Genomic DNA, 18,153 nt, shown 5'->3' with positions numbered 1-18,153 from the left:
CACGACGGCTGTCGCCCGCGTATTCACGGAAAATCATGGGGTGATTCATGCCGAAGGGCCGGGCCGCACGTAGACGCCGCGGTCGGCCGACCGCGAACTGCCTTGCCGTGCAACCGGATTGAGCGCGTGCGGCTACTTCGAGGCTTTGGACAGCACCCCGGCGAGCTTCAACAAGTTGCTCTTGGAACCGGGGCCGACCTTGGGAGCCCCGATGCTCTTGGAAGTGGCTGCGCCGGGGAGCGCGCTCTTAGCCCCACCAGCGCCACCGACGACCTTTGAGGCGAGGTTGGCGATGTTGAAGAGGGAGGAGGCGCCAGTGAGTGCGCTGGTGCCGGCGTTGACGCCCATAAAGGTGCTTTCGAGCGGGATGGTGATGGCCGGGATGATCTCCCCGGGTCGGGTACCGCTGCGTTGTCCGAACGGCCCTCCTGGCTCCTTCGGGCCGTAAGCGCTATCGATCATGGGGTGTAGCACGGCGCTGAGGGGCCCCACCGACTCCGGGGGCAGGTGACCCATCTCCACCAGCGCCTGAATGATCGGCAATTCGGTCGTGATCAGATAACGCGTCGTGGTGCCGCCCATCGGGCTGCGTGTCACGGTGATGTCTTCCGGCGGAACGGTAGCCGGGTCCGAGAACGCCGTTTTGGTGTGGGCGTACATCCCGATTCCCAGGAATGCATTGATATCCGCGAGCGGATTCCCGAAGCGGGTGGGCGGGTTGGAGAAAAGGTCGTAGCGGCTCGCAATCTCGATCGAGTCGTACTGACTGTCCACCGGGGGTGCGACCGTGTAGTTCAAGATCGGAACGTACTTGCCGACCTTGAACACCCGTCGCGCAAACCTGCCGGGGTCGCCGGCTTTGATGAACGTCAGGTCGCCCGGAGGAGGTGCGGCGGGATCGTGCGCCAGCCGTGCTTGTTCCTCATCGAGCACGAATGTGCCCTGGGACAGTCCGGTTACGGCGGTGGGGCCCTTCGAGCGCTTGATCGCCGCGTCGAGGTTGGTGGCGCCGGAATCCAGCGACTGACCGAGAGTCGGCGAATGCATGCCGGTGACCGGCCAAATGGCGCCCGGGTAAGGAACGACCGACCGGGGAGCATTGCGGTCGGGAAGATAGTTCTGGCCGATCCTCTTCGTCATCGAGGGCTCGTAGCGATAGAACTTCTTGAACAGCCCGCCGGCGGGCGCGGTTCCGGGCACGATCAACACCTGGTCGTTGTCGTCGGCTGCCGCGACGCCATCGTTGAAAAGTGCTGTCGTACTTAGCAATCCTGCGGCCACCGCAGCGACGAGCAACTTATTCATGACTCCCCCTCAGGGCCGATGTACGCCAGCCGCGTTCACGATGGGACCAGGGGCCCCACCAAGGCCGCGCGTTACCGACGGCCGCCACTGGATGTGTTAGGGATGCTACACGGGTCGGGCGGGTCCCGAGGCGAAAATGACGAGATAGGCACGGTATTCGCCGGGCGGCTGTCGACCGCTCACAGACCGCTCACAGACCGCTCAGAGACCACTGATGCCGAGCGCGAGCATGAAGCAACCCACCCCGGCGAGCAGGATCGCGACCTCGCGCCGGCTGCGAGACCGCAGCCACTCGTGCAGCCGGGCCATGAACTCACGGGTCTTGCGCGGCGCCACCAGAAAGCTGAGCAGCGGAATCTCCGCCATCGTGAAGGCGACGACGGTGAACATCAGGACGGCCAGCACCTGCGCGTCGGGCGCCGCCTTGGACGCGAGAATGACCGCGATCGCACCCAGGAAATTGGCCGACGGCAACGCGGTCATCAGCCCGCTCACGGCCGCCACCAGCAGCGAATCGCCCTGCAGGAAATCCCGCGCGCGTTGCCACTGTTTCCGCAGGCCGGTCGGTGGCTCGCCCTCCAGCAGGGCCACCCCGGCGTCGCCTCCGGTGGTGGCATTCGCGGGCACCCGGCTGAAGCGAGCCGAGACGTTGGAGGCCACCAAACCCGCGATGATCAGGACGATCACCCCGGTTGCCAGCTGGACGTTGGGGACGGTGAAGTGCGGGTTCCCGACCAACGGAGTGGCCCGAAGGACGAAGAGCGTGACCAGACCGACGCTCAACCCCATCGTGAAACCGCCGCACAGAAAGACGAGCAGCTGCAGCATCGGGCGTGGCCGGTTCAGCATGAGCACCGCTAAACCGAGCCGCACCGGCTCGAAGATCACCGAGATCGCCATGACGAGCACGGTGGTCCACATGATCGGGAACCGTACTCCACCAGCGCCGCTCAGGGGGGCTAACCTGCTTCCCGGCGCAGGCCGGCGAATTTAATACAGGTCGTGTCGTCGAATATTTCGCGATGCGGATAGCCTCGCGGAGCAGCCATCCGACAAGCCAAGATCGACCGGCGTCGGCGATGCCAGCTAGTTATACAAGCTGACTTGTTTCGCCATTAGCGCCCCATCTGGACGGTTGGGGGGTAATGTCACACGGACTACCTGATGGTTCTCGGGGTGTGGGCGCTAGGGGGCTCCTGTCGTCAGCGCGGACGCGCATGGGGTCGCCAGAAACTTCGGGCTGCGGCGGGGTGACTGACGTCGAACTGTCCTTTGGAGTCCACTGGCGTGGAGGTACAGGAGGATACGTGTTCGGCATAACAACACTTCACGACTGGGTGCCGGACTCCGGCAAAGTCGTCTGTTGGCACGCGTCACCCGCTGCGGATGCAAAAGCCCAGCAAGCGCCAGTCAGTGCAGTCCCACCCAGCTACCAGCAGACCCAACATCTTCGGCGTTTCGGCGAGCACCAGTCGCGTGGTCTCGATCTCTCCCGGTTGATGATTTTCACCTGGGATTTACCGGGTCGGTGCGACATCCGCGCCATGAGCTATGCCATCAACGCGCACCTTCGCCGGCACGACACGTACCACAGCTGGTTCGAGTACGGAAACGGCGACCACATCGTGCGACACACGTTCGCCGACCCGCAGGACATTGAGTTGGTCCCGGTTGAGCACACGGACATGACGCCGGAAGAACTGCGCGACCACATTGCGACACCACATCCGCTGCAGTGGGATTGCTTCCTGTTCGGGATCATTCAGAGCCGCGACCACTTCACCTTCTACGCGAGCATCGCGCATCTTTGTGTCGACCCGATGATCGTCGGGGTCTTGTTCATGGAGATCCACATGATGTACGGGGCCCTGGTGGCCGGCGACGGTCCGGTCGAATTGCCCGAGGCGGGCCGGTATATCGACTACTGTGCGCGGCAGCGCAAGGAGACGTCGGCGTTGACGGTCGACTCGCCCAAGGTGCGCGGGTGGCTCGAGTTCGCCGCCGAAAACGGCGGAACTCTGCCCTACTTCCCGTTGCCCCTTGGTGATCTGTCGGTGCCGTGGTCCGGAAAGCTGGTGACGGCAAAGCTTTTGGACGAGAACCAGAGCGAGCGATTCGAGTCCGCGTGCGTGGCGGCGGGTGCTCGTTTCAGCGGTGGAGTACTCGGCTGCGCCGCCCTCACCCAGCGCGAATTAAACGGTCTTGAAGCCTTTTCCGTGGTGACCACCACCGATACCCGCAGGACGCCAACGGAACTCATGACGACCGGATGGTTCACCGGACTGGTTCCGATCAGTGTCCCCGCCGGCGCAACGTTTTTCGAAGACGCTGCGCGTGCCGCACAGCTTTCCTTCGACTCGGGGGTAGAGCTGGCGACCGTACCGTTCGATCGGGTACTGGAGTTGGCGCAGCCTGAGATGAAGCTCGGCAGGCCGCGGCCCGGGAATTTTGTGATGTCGTTCCTGGATGCGAGCATCGCGCCGCTTTCCACCGTCGCGAACTCCGACTTGAACTTCAGGATCTACGACGAAGGCCGGGTTTCGCATCAAGTCTCGATGTGGGTCAACCGATTCCAGCACGAGACCACGGTGACGGTCATGTTCCCGGACAATCCGATCGCCGGCGAATCCGTCATGCAGTACCTCGCAGCGATGAAATCGGTGTATGCCCACGTCGCCGACGGCAGGCGCAACCGCGTCTTCGCGCACTCGGTCAGGTGCGCTTCTAATCGCGCTGACGTAGGAGCTCGTCCAGGAGTGCGGTGAATTCCTCCGGGCGCGCCGGCGTGAAGGAGGGACTGAACCGGTGCCCGGGTATTTCCAATGTGATCAACGTCGACTTGAACGGCCGGTGCACGTCTAACGGCAGCCAGCGACGCAGGTCTGACGTACCCCAGATGCGAAACCGCTGCATGAACAGGCCCAGCGACTCTGTCTGGTACCCGCGGATTCTGTCCAGCGCGATCACCTTCGACGTGCCGTCGGGAAAGTGGTAGCGGCGCAACGTGATCGCTTCTCGATCCAGTTGGACGAGGCCGTCGTCGTAGATTCCGGTCATGCGCGCGCGCTCCGCAGCTGATGACCGCGTGAGGTCAGGCAGCGGCCGTCATCCAGCCGCCACTGCCATCCGTGCAGGTTGCAGGTCAGCGTGTTGCCTTCCACCACACCGAATTTCGACAGATCAGCTTTGAGGTGCGGGCAGCGGCGCTGAATCTCCCAGCCGTCCAGGGTGATCGATGCGGAGTCATCGTGCGTCTCGGCGAACCAGCCGTCGGCGTAGGCGATCCGCTCGTCGGTCAGGCACTTGAAGAACGTGTAGAGGTATTCGTTGTAGCCGCCCACCCGCCAGGCCCGGAAGCGGGTGGACAAGAAGATGGTGTTCACCCAGTCCGGTTCCTGGTCACGCAGCACGGTGCGGACCAGCTCCGGCGCAATCTCAAAGCCGTAGCGGACCTTCTCGTCGGGAATCCGTTCGCGCACCGTCCGTTTCGGGAAGTCGAGAATCACCGTCTCGGGCCCGATCACCAGCTCGACGGGGTAGCCGATGCCGTCGCAGATCTCGTTGCTTTGCAGCATGATCGGCTCGAACAGCGCGCGCAGCGGCTCCAGCAGCGACTCCCCGGTGGCGGGGGCCCAGCTCGCCCGCTCGGCCGCCAGGACGGGCGCCATCCGTTCGGCGTAGTCGGCGATGTACGCCGACTTGCCGGTGGTGAAGATGGCCTCGACCTGTTCGGTGGGCAGTGGATGGCGCAGCGAATTCAATGTCGTGCCAGTGAAGTCCGCGGTCGAGCCGGGCATCATCAGCAGGCCCCGGTCGTGCCCGTGGGCGCGCATCTGGTCCAGGAACACCATCTGGTCGGGGAAGATATTGGCCGGGTCACCGCGATCGTCGTTCAGCTGACGCAACTCCGGGTCCAAAAAGCACGGCGGTCCCGCCGACGGCACCACCCAGGTGGCACCCACCTGGGCGATGTACAGGCGGGCGCGGTCCATCTGGCGTTGCCGTTTCTGGGTGGCGAAAGCCACCTTGGCACGCTCCGGCATGTCGTAGACCATCGGGTACCAGATCGCTCCGGAGTACTGCAGCAAATGGACGTCGACGTCGCCGAAATCCGCCGCGAGCACGTCCAGGTCGACCGGCCGGGCGTCGTTCATGTTGAAAACCGTTGTGTCGCCGTCGGAAACCACCAGTGCCGAGTCACCGATCGGGCCGTCGGCCGGCGCGCGCAGCGCGATCACCATGATGTCCAGCTCACCCTTGGGCCCGCCGAGCCGGTGCGTGACCGAGTCGGTGGTCTCGAAGAATCGGTGAAACCCTAACTTCTGCAGCTCATTTCGCAGGTCAGGTACCGGGAAGTCGGGCAGCAGCACCACCGCGTCCTTGTTGACGTGCGCGGCCAGGTGCTTGGCGTCGAAGTGGTCCCTATGAAGGTGCGAGACGTACAGGTAGTCGCAGTCGCCCAGGGCATCCCAATCCAGCGTGCTGTTGTCCGGGAACGGGAACCAGGACGCGAAGTAGGCCGGGTTTACCCACGGGTCGCACAGGATGCTGCCCGCGCGGGTCTGGATCAGAAAGCCGGCGTGGCCGACGCTTGTGACCTGCACAAATACCTTTCAGAGGACGTTTCTGGACTGGTTCGGGGTTGCATCGAGCTTAGCCTGAGGCTTAATCCTCGGCCTGCCACAGCCGCCGGTAGTAGTCCAGGCGCGCCGGGTCCGGCTCCACCCCGTAGGCGGTGAAGAACTCTTCCTCCGACGAGCGTCCGGGGTAATTCCAGTCCAACGACAAGGTGGCCACCGCGAGATCGGCCCAGCGGTCGGCCACCCCGAGAAGGTCGAAGTCGACATGCCCGCAGCAGCGTCCGTCGTCGTCGATCAACGTGTTGGGCGAGCACGCGTCGCCGTGGCAAACCACCAGTCGGTCGATCGGCGGCGGCTCACCCAGGCGTGCCCGACTTTCCGCCGTCAGCGGCTGCAACCGGCGACTGGCCGACCAGTCGAACGGGCATGACCGCACCGGCAACCGGTCGTGCAGGCTGCGCAGCCCGGTCCCGATCGCGCGCACCGACACGTCGGGTGACGCCAGCCAGCGGGGGTGTACCGCGGACAGCCCGGGCAGCCCGCCGGTGCGCAGCCACGCCCAGTCCCCGTCGACCCCGACACCCAACACCGGTGGCACCGTCACGAACGCAGCCGCCCAGCGCAGTCGGCGCGCCTCGTCGGCGAAGTCGCAGGCACTGGCCGTCGGGGCGACCTTGATGAATTCAGTGCGGACGATGAACTCCGTGCCCGAGCCCACCCGGAAGGTGACGCCGCCGAGTTCGTTGGCCCAGACAGCGCGCACTGTCCGCCCCGCAGCAAATCGGTGGACGACGGCGGGCACCGGGGGCGGGGATGACGGGACGGACAAGGTTGCCTCTTTCACCACTTCGGGCCACTTCGGGCCACTTAGGACAGGGCCGGGCCCAGAGCATTAGGCTGAATGGCTGTGGAACCGGTGTATGGGACTGTCATTCAGATTGTCCGTTTGATCTTTCGTATACAGGGTCTGAAGATCACCACTTCGGGCGTGGAGAATCTACCTACCAGCGGCGGCGCCGTCATCGCAATCAACCACACCGGCTACCTCGACTTCATGCTCGCGGGTTTGCCCACCTACGAGCAGGGCCTGGGCCGCAAGGTTCGGTTCATGGCCAAGCAGGAGGTGTTCGACCAGAAGATCACTGGTCCGATCATGCGCAGCCTGCGGCACATCCCGGTGGACCGGTCATCCGGGGCCGCCTCCTACGAAGCCGCGGTCAGGAATTTGAAGGACGGTGAACTGGTCGGCGTCTATCCCGAAGCGACGATCAGCCGCAGCTTCGAGATCAAGGAGTTCAAATCGGGTGCCGCCAGGATGGCGGTCGAGGCCGGCGTGCCGATCATTCCGCACATCGTCTGGGGTGCGCAGCGCGTCTGGACCAAAGACCACCCCAAGAAGCTGTTCCGACCGAAGGTGCCGATCACGGTACTGGTCGGCGAACCGATCGAACCGACACTGGGCATCGCCGAACTCAACGGACTTCTGCATTCGCGCATGCAGCATCTGCTGCACCGGGCGCAAGAACAGTACGGACCCCATCCGGCCGGCGAGTTCTGGGTGCCGCACCGGCTGGGCGGCGGGGCGCCGACCATGGCCGAGGCGGCCCAGTTGGACGCCGAAGAAGCAGCGATGAGGGCCGCGCGCCGCGATCAGCGGGCTGGAGCATCGGAACAGTGAGGAGAGCGTGGAGCCCACTTACCGCACGCTGGTGATCCTCGCCCGCTCGCTGGTTCTGGCAACCGGAAGCCGGATCAGCTACAGCGGTGTGGAAAACATTCCCGAGCGGGGCGGCGCCGTGATCGCCATCAACCACACCAGCTATGTCGACTGGCTGGCCGCCGGGCTGGCGATCAACCGCGCGCACCGACGGATCCGGTACATGATCAAGGCCGAGATGCAGCAGGTGAAGGTGGTCAACTTCCTGATCAAGCGCACCAAGACCATCCCGGTGGACCGTAGCTCGGGGGCCGGCGCCTATGCGGTGGCGGTGCTTCGGCTGCGCGAGGGCGAGCTGGTCGGGGTGTATCCGGAGGCCACGATCAGCCGCAGCTTCGAGCTCAAGGAGTTCAAATCGGGGGCCGCCAGGATGGCCGCCCAGGCGGATGTCCCGATCGTCCCGTTGATCGTGTGGGGTGCGCAGCGAATCTGGACTAAAGACCATCCAAAACAGCTGGGCCGCAAGAAGATTCCCGTCAGCGTGCGGGTGGGCGCGCCGTTACGGGCTGGCGCGGACATCGCGGCGACCAATGCGGCACTGCGTGAGTCGATGACCACGCTGCTGTACCAGGTGCAGCAGCGGTACCCGCATCCGGCCGGGCAGTACTGGGTGCCGCGACGACTTGGTGGCGGCGCCCCGACGGTGGCGGACGCGGCGCGGATGGATGCTGATGAGCTCGCGGCCAAGGCCGCCGGCGGACACCACAGCAGTAGGCGTGGAAGGAGCAGTTAACAGATGGCAGAGCCGTTCTTCCGGATGATGGAGTTCCTCGTCCCGTCGGTAATGACGGTGAACGGAACCAAGATCACGTACCAAGGCCTGGAGAACATTCCAGCGCGCGGCGGCGGTTTGATCGCCCTCAATCACACTAGCTACGTCGACTGGATTCCCGCGTCGATCGCCGCCTACCAACGTCGGCGCCGGCTTCGGTTCATGATCAAGGCCGAAATGCAAGAGGTGAAGGCGGTCAACTACGTCATCAAACACACCCAGCTGATCCCGGTGGACCGCACGGTGGGGGCCGAGGCGCTGGCCGTGGCGGTGCAGCGGCTGCGCGAGGGTGAAATCGTCGGTCTGCACCCGGAGGCGACCATCAGCCGCAGCTTCGAACTGCGGGACTTCAAGACCGGCGCCGCCCGGATGGCGCTGGACGCACAGGTGCCGTTGATTCCCATGATTGTCTGGGGTGCGCACCGCATTTGGCCGAAGGACCATCCAAAGCACTTGTTCCGCAACAAGATTCCGATCACGGTGGCGGTTGGCACACCGTTGCCGCCGCTGGGTACTCCCGAAGAGCTCAACGCGCAACTGCGCGAAGTGATGAACACGATGCTGTACCGGGTCCAGGAGGAATATCCGCATCCGGAAGGGGAGTACTGGGTGCCGCGACGGCTGGGTGGCGGTGCGCCAACCCGGGACGAGTCCCAGCAATTCCGCATCGCCGAATTGACCGAGCGGTTGCAAAAGCGCGGACACGACGGCGTGACGCGGTCGCCCCGCGGCGAAGGCGGCCAAAGCTGACGACACCGCCGGCGCTCATCGCGTGCGACGTCGACGGCACCCTATTCGACGACGACGAAACCATCAGTCCGCGGACCCGCGCCGCGGTGCAGGCCGCTGTGGGCGGGGGTGCGCACTTCATCCTGGCGACCGGCCGCCCGCCGCGCTGGGTGCGCCCCGTCGTCGAGGCGCTGGGCTTCGCACCGATGGCGGTGTGCGCCAACGGCGCCGTCATCTACGATCCGACGACCGACCGGGTGGTGTCGGCGCGCACCCTGTCCGTCGACGCTCTGGCCGAGCTGGCCGAGATCGCGGCCCGGGCCATCCCCGGTGTCGGGCTGGCCGTCGAGCGGATCGGCGAGCGTGCACACGACACCGCGACCCCGCAGTTCGTCAGCTCGCCGGGATACGAGCACGCCTGGCTGAACCCGGACAACACCGAGGTCTCGTACGAAGACCTGCTCAGCGCGCCGGCGATCAAGTTGCTGATCCGCAAAAGCGGTGCGCGCAGCGCGGACATGGCCGCCGAGCTGGCCAAACACGTGGGGATCGAGGGCGACATCACCTATTCGACCAACAACGGGCTGGTGGAGATCGTGCCGTTGGGGATCAGCAAGGCCAGCGGCGTGGCCGAGGTCGCCCGGCCGCTCGGGATAACCGACCGCGAGGTGCTGGCGTTCGGTGACATGCCCAACGACGTGCCGATGCTGCTGCAGGCCGGTCATGGCGTGGCGATGGGTAACGCTCACCCCGACGCGTTGAGCGCGGCCGACGAGGTCACCGCCCGCAACAACGAAGACGGTGTCGCGCGGGTGCTCGAGCGCTGGTGGTCATAACGGTTTTTGCTATCCGCACCGCGCGGCGATGTGAAAGACTGCCGGTCGTGCCTGCCTTTCGTCCTGTCTTCACGGTTGTGAAGTCCGTCGGCGTTGCGCGGGTCGCGATGACTGGACCCGGGGACGGCTAGTGGATTCGGAAGAAGACCCGCCGGCCGGCGGTGCCAAACACCGCCGCTCGAGCAGGGGACCCGGGGCCCCGAGGCCTGCGTCTGGCTCGGACGACGACACCACTTTTGCGGTATCGCTGCCGCCGGTCCCGAGCTTTGGCGAACAACCTCCGCTGGTCACACCGGTACCGCCGACTTTCGGTTCGGAGTCAGACGAGCCCGGCAAGTTTGCCTCTGGCGGCAGCGTTGGATTTCAGGACGCGGCAACCACGCGACCGCGTCCGCCGACGCCCGCCGAATTGCGCGCCCGCGAGAAGTTCGCCAAAAAAGAGCAGGAGATCGAGGAAGCGCGCCTCGCGGCGGAGGAAAAGCGCAGGAAGCGCAACCGCCGGCTGATCGGCGCCGGGGCCGGCATCGGGGTGGTCGGTGTCGTTGCGGGCCTCGGGTATTGGGCGTTGTCGGCGCCCACCGTCACCGCGCAATGCGTCCGGGACGACCCGAACGGGACGCCGGTGATCGTCCCGGACAGCTACTGCACCGGTCATACCTCGGGGCTCAACGGCTTCTTTTACTACGGCGGACACCAGTATCGCTACTACTACGGCAGCTCGGGGGGCATCGGTTCGCGGCCGATCGGTGGATCGACGGTGCGACCACCGGGCGCGACGATCAGGACCGGGTCGGGCACCACCATTCAGCGTGGTGGGCTCGGCGGCAAGTTCGGCGGCGGGAGCAGGGGCGGCGGCTCGTGAAGCGCTGCAAGACCCAGCCGCGTCCCAACTGGCGCTCGATCGTGGAATCGCAAGGACTGGTGTACGGGACGCCGGCCCGCGACGCGAGGGGAAGGGACCGCCCGTACTGGGACGAGTCGGTCTATTACGAATTCGACATGGACGAGATCCTCGCGCTGGAAGCCGATGTCGAACTGCTGCACTCGATGTGCCTCAACGCCGTCGAGCAAGTGGTCTTGATGGAGCGATACGCGGATTTCGGTCTGCCGGAATGGAGTTGGCAAGCCATCGGCGAATCCTGGCGCCGCTCCGACCCACATGTATACGGTCGCTTCGATCTGCGCTACGACGGGCGCAGGCCGGCGGTGCTGCTCGAGTACAACGCGGATACGCCGACCACGCTGCTGGAAGCCGCGATCCTGCAATGGTATTGGCTCAAGGACAAGTTCCCCGACGACGACCAGTGGAACTCGCTGCACGAGCAGTTGGTCGATCGCTGGAAAGTGGTCGGTGATTTGCTGCCCAGCGGTGAGCTGCACTTCACCTGGTCGGGTGTGGAGGCGACCGGCGAGGATCAGATCACAACCACCTACATGCAGGAGACCGCAGCCGAAGCGGGTTTCCAGACCGTCGGATTGATGATCGAGGACCTCGGGTGGGATTCCGCGCTGTCGCGGTTCGTCGACCTGGAGGAGGACTCGATCCACGCGGTCTTCAAGCTCTACCCGTGGGAGTGGGTGCTCGACGACGAGTTCGGCAAGAATGTGGTTTCCAGCCTGCCGGCGACGGCGTGGATCGAACCGCTCTGGAAGACGCTGCTGTCGAACAAGGCGATCTTGGCAGTGCTGTGGGAGATGTACCCGGGGCATCCGAACCTGCTGCCGGCCTACCTCGACGACCCGCACGAGCTGACCGAATACGTTCGCAAACCCAAGCTCGGCCGCGAGGGAGCGAACATCACCGTCGTTGGCGCCGGACTGGAGACCGCGACCGGCGGGGTCTACGGCGAAGAGGGCTTCGTCTACCAATTGCTGGACCCGTTACCGCAATTCGACGACATGCGGCCGGCGCTGGGGGCGTGGCTCGTGGGGGATTCGTCGGCCGGACTCGGCATCCGCGAGACTGCCGGACTGGTGACCGACGATGGCGCAGCTTTTGTCCCGCACCGGATTCCTTTGAGATGACCGCAACGAACGGAGACCATCGATGACGACAACCACCGTGGCGCTGTCGGGCTATTGGGATGCGGGTTACTGGAATGTGCTCGGCCGCGGGGTCGGTGCGATCGCCCTGTACTCGATCGTCGGCCTGGTGCTGATGATCCTCGGGTTCTACGCGATCGACCTGACCACCCCGGGACCCCTGCGCAAGATGGTTGACGAGGGGAAGCCGAACGCGATCGTCGTCGCTGCCGCGGGGATGGTCAGCATGGCGCTCATCGTGGTGCTGGCGATTTACGCGTCTTCGGGAAAGCTGTTGGAAGGGCTGGTCGGGTCCGCGATTTTCGGGATCGTCGGGATCATCGCGCAAGTGGTGATGATGAGGGTCGCGACCCTGGTGATCGGCATTGACATGGACGCGTTGTTCGAGGCCGACGAGTTCGGCTATGACTCGCTCATAGTGGCGGCCGCGCAGTTCGCGCTCGGCATTGTGGTCGCGGTCGCGATTCTCTAGCGAGCTGCGGGCAATAAGGCACATCCCGATTTCCCCAGGCGAACAGTTTCGGCAGAACACTCAATCGCTCAACCTGCTGGTCGTACCATTTGCTAGCCGGGTGGTCGGACTCTTTCGCCGGACCGCGGCGATATTTCCGGTAACGCCGAACACGGAGGTCGGGCAACAATGTCTTCTTTCACTTTCGCGGCCAGGGCGATCGCGATCACCGCATGCAGCGGCGCCGCTCTTCTCGGATCCACGGCCTATGGGGTCGCCGATCCCGGGGACACATTGATGGGAATGCTGCCCGACGGCTTCACCTCGGCTAATTGCCAAGAGAACACCAAGAGCGCTTCCTCGCTCGAACGGGTGACCTGCGACAAAAGCAGCGACCCCAGCGGACCATCGAGGGCCGTGTTCTTGCGATACGGGAGCGTGGATGACTTGGCAGCCCAATTCAAGAGCGCCGGCGACAACGGATACACGGTGGCGTCGTCCTGCCCAGGCGGCAAGGCTTCCCCTGGCACATGGAGTCCGGGCAGCTCCAATCAGACCGGTGGTCAGGTCGAGTGCGCGACCAACGTCGACGGCCAACCCGCGGTGATTTGGACGGACAACGCCAAGCTGAGGCTCGCTGTCGTCGAGGGTTCAGACATTTCCAGCCTCTATCAGTGGTGGGCCCACAAGTCCGGCTGACAGAAGGGATTACCGGCCGGCACGAGACCGCAGCGCTTTGGGTGGAACCGTGGCTGCGATCAGGGAGGCGGCGTCGATGGTCTGCGGCCGGTAGGGCAGCGTCGCCAACCGGGCCGACATGACCGAGACCGGGTCGGCCTCGAATTCGGCCAAGCCCGACAAGAACGCCCACTCGTGTTCGACGCTGCCGAAATAGACCACCGTGCAGAAGGTTTCGTGAAACCGCTGCCACGACCACTGCAGCGACTCGTTGCGCCACAGCGTCGGGCAGCCGGCCTGGAATACGACGACACCACCGATGTCGCGGCATTTTTCGAGAAAGTCGGCTTCGTATAACCGGTTGTGCTGCGCGAGCCCGGTGCGCTCGTCGGGAAGGTCGACAACCACGATGTCGTACGGCACGGTGCAGCGGTCCACGAAACTCCAGCCGTCGCTGTAGTGCACGCTGATCGGGCCGAGTCCGCTTTCCGCCCTGAGCAATTCGTCGGTCGAGTAGCCGTAGGGCAGATGCTGCGCGCACAGCCGGACGGCTCGGCGGTCGATGTCGACGTGATCGACGTGTGTCGCGCCGGCGGCGACCGCCAACTGGCTCACCACCCCCTCGCCGGAGCCGATGACGAGCACGCGCTGGATCCGTTCGGCCAGCAGCAGCGCCGGCACCAGCAGCGCCTCGTGATAGACGAGCTGGCTGAACTCGGTGCTCTGCCGCTCGCCGTCACCGAACAACGCGACACCCTGTTCGGTGCGGCCGATCACCAGATGCTGGAACTCGGTTCGCATGTCGCACAGCACCTCCGAGAGGTGCCAGCTTCGGGTGAGTCCGGGTGCCATCGGTTCGACGATCTCCCTGCCCTGCGTTTGGCCCGCGAAATAGGTTGGCAGCGGTTGAAATCCATTGAACGATACTGACGCATAGCTAGCGGTGTAGGCGCCGGCATCCTCGACTGTCACGCGATCGCCGGGCCGCAGCGTGACCGGAAGCGGATACCGCTGGTAGAGCACGTCGTCGCCGTCGCACGTCGGCCCCGCGACCACAGCGTCCTCGACAAGATCGTCGTCGCGGCCGGTCCGTAACCGGTACCGGATGTACTCGTTCTCGGTTTCCGCGAGGCCGCCGTAGCGACCGACGTCGAGGTACACCCAGCGCTGCCCGTCGGTGCCGGCGCGCACCGATACCACCTCGCAGCAGATGGCGCCCGCCGAACCCACGATCACCCGTCCCGGTTCCATCACGAGTTGTGGTGGATTCGTCCCGAAATGGCGTGCCAGCGCGGAGCTGATGGTATCGGCGACCAGTTCGAGCTCGGGCGCGCCGGTCGCATACGCAAGGGGGAATCCGCCGCCGATGTTGATCGTGGTCAGGTCGCCCTGAGCGTCGAAGATCGATGCAGCACAACGAATTCCAAGCCCCCACGCGGCCGGGTCCAGCTGCTGCGAGCCGACGTGAAAGCACAGCCCCTCCGGTCGCAGACCCAGCGCTCGGGCCTGGTCGAGCAGAGCCGGGGCGTCGGCGGGAGCACACCCGAACTTGTGGCCGAACGGCGTCACCGACGACGGAAAAGCCGGTGCGATACGGCATTCCACGCCCGAGCCGGGGGCATGTTCGGCGATGCCGGCCAGGCCGTGCTCGGTGTCGAACGCGAACCGCCGCACTCCCCGCGAGTGCGCGTGGGCTATCTCTGACGGTTTCTTGACGGTGTTGCCGAACGTCAGAAGCCGGCCGTCGATACCGGCCGCGGCGCACGCATCGATCTCACCGACCGACGCGACGTCAAAGGCCGCGCCCTCTGCCGCGAGCAGACGCAGGATGGGTTCGGCCGGATTGGCCTTGACCGCGTAACGGATCCGCGCCTCGGGAAGAGCGCCCCGCAGCGTCCGGAAATTCTCCCGGATCCGATCTAGATCGATGGTCAGATAAGGCGTCTCCGGCACACGTCGCAGCCTAGGGGACCGGGTGCGCGGGTAGCGAGAAGTGTTCGGGTGGGACGGTCGGACCGCTCGGTTGCTGGGTGGACAGCGACGTGGTGATCCCGTCGACGACCTCGGTGACGTTGCCGGTCAGCCGCTCGAAGTTCAAGGTTCCGTGCCCGAAGTTCTGCGTGATCTGCAGCGGCTCTTGTATTTCCGCGCTGGTCGGCAGGCCGAGGGGGCCGCGTTCAAAGCTCAGCGAGGCCCAGGCGTCGTAGATCGCGCCGGTGACCGGTTGGGCACCGGTCTCGGGCGACCAGTACATCGCGCCCTTGGCGAACGTGGCGTAGCGGGTCGCGCCCAGTCCGCTCGCCTCCGGCGACGTCGGCGCGCCCAGCACGCTGTTCATGCCGCCGATCGCCTGCCAGTGCTCGTAAATCGCGCCACCCTGCAGGGCCTTGATCAACTCCTCGGGCGGGTCGTTGAAATGCGATGCGATGTCCCGGATCTCGTCCATCAGCGCGTAGGCGGCATTGCCCGGGCAGTCGGTGTTGCCGACGTCGCGGTGGGTGAAGATGGTGGGCAACTTCGCCAGGGACCCGGCTGGAAAGGTGGTGAAGTGACTACCCGTCGACTCCAGCGCCACCGTCCCCTTGGGATCGATGTTGTCCATGCTCAGGCGCCAGCCGAGCAATCGGCCCACGGCTCGGATCTGCAGCGGCGTCGGCGGCACGTCGTCGAAGTTGCCGATCATGGCCACGCCCCAGGTGTCCCGGTTGAAGCCGCCGGTATGGAAACCCTCGACGGGTTTGGTGAGCCCGCCGGCCATGCCCTCGAACACCTGGCCGTATTTGTCGACCAGCGCGTTGTACGCGATGTCACACCAGCCCAGTGTCTTGCTGTGGTAGGTGTAGATGGCCTTGACGATCCCGGCCGACTCTTGCGGTGAATAGTCGTTGCTGCCGGCGGTGTGGTGGACGACCGCGGCGCGAATCCCTCTGCCGTACTGCGGAGTACCGCAGCGCAACGACTCGTCGGCGCCCCACTCGGCCCGGCTGATGATGCTGGGCGCCTGACCCGGCAGTATCACCCCGGTCGGCGGCGTCCACCGAGATCCGGCGGGTGCCTGCGGCGGGGAAATGAGTACCGCCGAGATGTTCTGGCCGAAGGGCTGTTCCTTGGTGGCGGGCTTGTATCCCAACCCGGCGCTATCGGGCGCCGATCGTCCTGTCGGTCCCTGCGTCACCGCGGCATCGACCGGGCGGGTGATCGCGATCTGCACAGTCGTGGTGGTCCCGACGAACACCGGATCTGTACTGCGGGGCCCCTGAGCGGGCGCCTCGGTGGGTCGTGGGTCGGGCGCTTCGGTTTCGTACTCGGTCTGGTACCAGGGCCCCCACGAACCGTCGTTCCGCTTCGCGCGCACCCGCGTCGAGGTGCCGGTCAGGTCGCCGGTCAGCGCGACCAAGGAGAACGGCGTGTCCTGCGTCAGTTCGCGAACCGTGACACCGCCACCGAGCCCGATCAGCGGCCGTTCGGCGAGTTGGGTGTCATGAGCCGGCGGCGGGGCGGGGGAGCTTTGCCGCGCCGGATCCACGATGCACGTGACGATGACGGCGGTCGCCGCGATAGCGGTGAGCAGCATCGTCGGCGCGCGGCTACGGGACGGCACCAGCTGATGTTACGCGTGTGTCTATTGTTATTTCTGAGTCGACACGGTATGTACCGGCAACAACCCTTCGACGGCACCGCAGAGGTTTGGTAGCTGGGCGGGGTGCTGGATCCCGGCTTCAATACCGCTCTGCGGTGCCGTCAGGTGACAGGTCCCCGTGGCTCCTAGCCGCCGGGCAGCGCTTCGACGGGCGCCGCGGCCAGGCCGGGCATTGCCGCAACAGGTGCGGCCGCGGCGGGTGCCAAGGCTGCGGCGCCCGCGGCCCCCGGTAGTGCGGCGGCCCCCGGTAGTGCGGCGGCGCCTGGCAGTGCGGCGGCCCCCGGTAGCGCACCGGCGCCGGGCAGTCCGGCGCCCGCCAGACCGGCGGGTATGGAGGGTGCCGGGATGCCTCCAGTCGGTAGGCCGGCACCCCCGGCGCCGGGTGCGCCGCCCTGAATGCCCTGCATGATCGCGGGCATTATCAGGCCCTTGAGCAGGTCGATGGCCTGACCGGCGCCCAACTGGTTGGCGGCTTGCATCAAGTCGTTGATCAGCCCGCCGCCACCGCTCGGAGCGCCCGCCGCAGCTGGGGAGGCTCCCGGCAGACCTCCACCCAGGCCGCCACCAGCCAGCGACGGGTCACCCAGGATCGGGTAGGTGCCGTCGGCGCCCGGGTCCAATCCGCCCGGGGAGGTGATCGGCACTTCGCCCGGGGCGCCGATCGGCGAGCCGATGGCCGGATTCGCCCCGGTGGGCGCGGTGGTCAAGCTTGGGGTCACGCCGGCCGGGCTGGTCAGCCCGGGGTTCGACAGCGCCGGGTTGAGCCCGGCCCCCGTCGTCGGCGTCAATGTGGTACCCGGCGCGGCCAGAGACCCCGGTGTCGCGCCCAGACCCGGGCTGCCCAGACCCGGTGTCGCACCCAGACCCGGGCTGCCCAGACCCGGTGTCGCACCCAGACCCGGGCTGCCCAGACCCGGTGTCGCACCCAGACCTGGGCTGGTCAGGCCTGCGGTGCCGGGAGTCGTCCCGGTCAGGCCGGGCACCCCCGGCAGGTTGATGCCGAACTGCGACAGCCCCTGAGTCAGGGCGCTCATCAGCTCGTTGGGCAGGTCGGTGATCGCCGCCGCCCGTTTGAACTCGTGATGTTCGGTCGGTTTGACGGACGGGGTTGCTTCGTAGACAAGGAAATATGCGCAAGGACTCGCGACTGCCAGGGCGGCGGCCGCGCTCAATGCTGTCGAAAGCTTGCGTCGGCGTCGGTTCGGCACGGAAGTCTCCTCAATCTGGACCCTTAATCGGGACTATGTTTTGTGCGGTCCGTCTCTGCCCGTCACGCATGGCATGAACCTCACACGTTCGATGGTACGAGTGAGGTTGGTGTGACTAGAGTGGCGATATCGAATCGTGAGGCAATCGCGACCTTGTTGGCAGCGATCGGTTCCGGACCGCGTCACGGCCATCC

At 65.7% G+C, this 18,153-nt stretch carries 17 protein-coding genes; 9 read left to right on the top strand and 8 right to left on the bottom strand.

The window, feature by feature from the left end; genetic code table 11:
* Positions 1-132: 132 nt before the first annotated feature.
* On the bottom strand, positions 133-1,305 hold the full coding sequence (locus tag VML93_RS08960; protein ID WP_325609766.1) for a PE-PPE domain-containing protein: 1,173 nt from the start codon (positions 1,303-1,305) through the stop codon (positions 133-135).
* A gap of 201 nt (positions 1,306-1,506) precedes the next feature.
* On the bottom strand, positions 1,507-2,226 hold the full coding sequence (locus VML93_RS08955) for a GAP family protein (protein ID WP_325609764.1): 720 nt from the start codon (positions 2,224-2,226) through the stop codon (positions 1,507-1,509).
* A 386-nt stretch (positions 2,227-2,612) separates the two neighbouring features.
* Between VML93_RS08955 and VML93_RS08950 the strand changes: the two genes are divergently transcribed.
* Positions 2,613-4,070 (top strand): condensation domain-containing protein, encoded by a 1,458-nt coding sequence (locus VML93_RS08950; protein WP_325609762.1) that lies wholly within the window; start codon positions 2,613-2,615, stop codon positions 4,068-4,070.
* On the opposite strand, the gene VML93_RS08945 is transcribed toward VML93_RS08950, so the two are convergent.
* From VML93_RS08945 to VML93_RS08935, 3 genes are all read right to left on the bottom strand, one after another.
* A complete protein-coding gene (locus VML93_RS08945) occupies positions 4,030-4,362 on the bottom strand; it encodes a hypothetical protein (RefSeq protein ID WP_325609761.1) in 333 nt (110 codons plus the stop codon). The two genes, VML93_RS08950 and VML93_RS08945, sit on opposite strands and share 41 nt — an antisense overlap.
* Positions 4,359-5,909, bottom strand: coding sequence for an MBL fold metallo-hydrolase (locus VML93_RS08940; RefSeq protein ID WP_325609759.1), 1,551 nt, complete (start codon positions 5,907-5,909; stop codon positions 4,359-4,361). Before VML93_RS08940 ends, VML93_RS08945 begins: the two co-directional genes overlap by 4 nt.
* 61 nt (positions 5,910-5,970) lie before the next feature.
* The gene (locus tag VML93_RS08935; protein ID WP_325609757.1) at positions 5,971-6,714 is read right to left on the bottom strand and encodes a phosphotransferase; all 744 of its coding nucleotides are present in this window, start codon (positions 6,712-6,714) and stop codon (positions 5,971-5,973) included.
* 78 nt (positions 6,715-6,792) lie between these two features.
* On the opposite strand from VML93_RS08935, the gene VML93_RS08930 reads away from it, so the two are divergent.
* From VML93_RS08930 to VML93_RS08895, 8 genes are all read left to right on the top strand, one after another.
* Entirely contained in the window at positions 6,793-7,563 is a 771-nt protein-coding gene (locus tag VML93_RS08930) for a 1-acyl-sn-glycerol-3-phosphate acyltransferase (RefSeq protein WP_325609801.1), read from the top strand.
* A 7-nt stretch (positions 7,564-7,570) separates the two neighbouring features.
* Positions 7,571-8,335 carry a lysophospholipid acyltransferase family protein gene (locus VML93_RS08925; protein ID WP_325609756.1) on the top strand — a complete coding sequence of 255 codons (765 nt, stop codon included), beginning with the start codon at positions 7,571-7,573 and terminating at the stop codon, positions 8,333-8,335.
* A 3-nt stretch (positions 8,336-8,338) separates the two neighbouring features.
* Positions 8,339-9,124: a lysophospholipid acyltransferase family protein gene (locus tag VML93_RS08920; RefSeq protein WP_325609755.1), complete on the top strand. Its 786-nt coding sequence runs from the start codon at positions 8,339-8,341 to the stop codon at positions 9,122-9,124.
* Entirely contained in the window at positions 9,121-9,939 is an 819-nt protein-coding gene (locus VML93_RS08915; RefSeq protein ID WP_325609798.1) for an HAD family hydrolase, read from the top strand. Before VML93_RS08920 ends, VML93_RS08915 begins: the two co-directional genes overlap by 4 nt.
* A 130-nt stretch (positions 9,940-10,069) precedes the next feature.
* Positions 10,070-10,801 carry a hypothetical protein gene (locus VML93_RS08910; protein WP_325609753.1) on the top strand — a complete coding sequence of 244 codons (732 nt, stop codon included), beginning with the start codon at positions 10,070-10,072 and terminating at the stop codon, positions 10,799-10,801.
* Positions 10,798-11,964, top strand: coding sequence for a glutathionylspermidine synthase family protein (locus VML93_RS08905; protein ID WP_325609751.1), 1,167 nt, complete (start codon positions 10,798-10,800; stop codon positions 11,962-11,964). The genes VML93_RS08910 and VML93_RS08905 overlap by 4 nt, the downstream gene beginning before the upstream one ends.
* Positions 11,965-11,986: 22 nt before the next feature.
* A complete protein-coding gene (locus tag VML93_RS08900) occupies positions 11,987-12,454 on the top strand; it encodes a DUF350 domain-containing protein (protein ID WP_325609749.1) in 468 nt (155 codons plus the stop codon).
* A gap of 168 nt (positions 12,455-12,622) precedes the next feature.
* Positions 12,623-13,132, top strand: coding sequence for a hypothetical protein (locus VML93_RS08895; protein WP_325609747.1), 510 nt, complete (start codon positions 12,623-12,625; stop codon positions 13,130-13,132).
* 9 nt (positions 13,133-13,141) lie between these two features.
* Here VML93_RS08895 and VML93_RS08890 read toward each other — a convergent pair whose 3' ends face one another.
* From VML93_RS08890 to VML93_RS08880, 3 genes are all read right to left on the bottom strand, one after another.
* A complete protein-coding gene (locus VML93_RS08890) occupies positions 13,142-15,064 on the bottom strand; it encodes an alanine racemase (RefSeq protein ID WP_325609745.1) in 1,923 nt (640 codons plus the stop codon).
* A 10-nt stretch (positions 15,065-15,074) separates the two neighbouring features.
* The gene (locus VML93_RS08885; RefSeq protein WP_325609743.1) at positions 15,075-16,712 is read right to left on the bottom strand and encodes an LGFP repeat-containing protein; all 1,638 of its coding nucleotides are present in this window, start codon (positions 16,710-16,712) and stop codon (positions 15,075-15,077) included.
* Positions 16,713-16,876: 164 nt separating this feature from the next.
* The gene (locus VML93_RS08880; protein ID WP_325609741.1) at positions 16,877-17,959 is read right to left on the bottom strand and encodes a PirG; all 1,083 of its coding nucleotides are present in this window, start codon (positions 17,957-17,959) and stop codon (positions 16,877-16,879) included.
* Positions 17,960-18,153: the final 194 nt, after the last annotated feature.

It is taken from the genome of Mycobacterium sp. (assembly GCF_035499775.1).
Classification (GTDB): Bacteria; Actinomycetota; Actinomycetes; order Mycobacteriales; family Mycobacteriaceae; genus Mycobacterium.
This window is presented reverse-complemented; position numbering and strand designations above follow the sequence as displayed.

Excerpts from the sequence above, each read along its gene's own strand:
- VML93_RS08960 (WP_325609766.1), bottom strand. The coding sequence starts at position 1,305 with ATGAATAAGTTGCTCGTCGCTGCGGTGGCCGCAGGATTGCTAAGTACG.
- VML93_RS08955 (WP_325609764.1), bottom strand. The coding sequence starts at position 2,226 with ATGTGGACCACCGTGCTCGTCATGGCGATCTCGGTGATCTTCGAGCCG.
- VML93_RS08945 (WP_325609761.1), bottom strand. The coding sequence starts at position 4,362 with ATGACCGGAATCTACGACGACGGCCTCGTCCAACTGGATCGAGAAGCG.
- VML93_RS08920 (WP_325609755.1), top strand. The coding sequence starts at position 8,339 with ATGGCAGAGCCGTTCTTCCGGATGATGGAGTTCCTCGTCCCGTCGGTA.
- VML93_RS08900 (WP_325609749.1), top strand. The coding sequence starts at position 11,987 with ATGACGACAACCACCGTGGCGCTGTCGGGCTATTGGGATGCGGGTTAC.
- VML93_RS08895 (WP_325609747.1), top strand. The coding sequence starts at position 12,623 with ATGTCTTCTTTCACTTTCGCGGCCAGGGCGATCGCGATCACCGCATGC.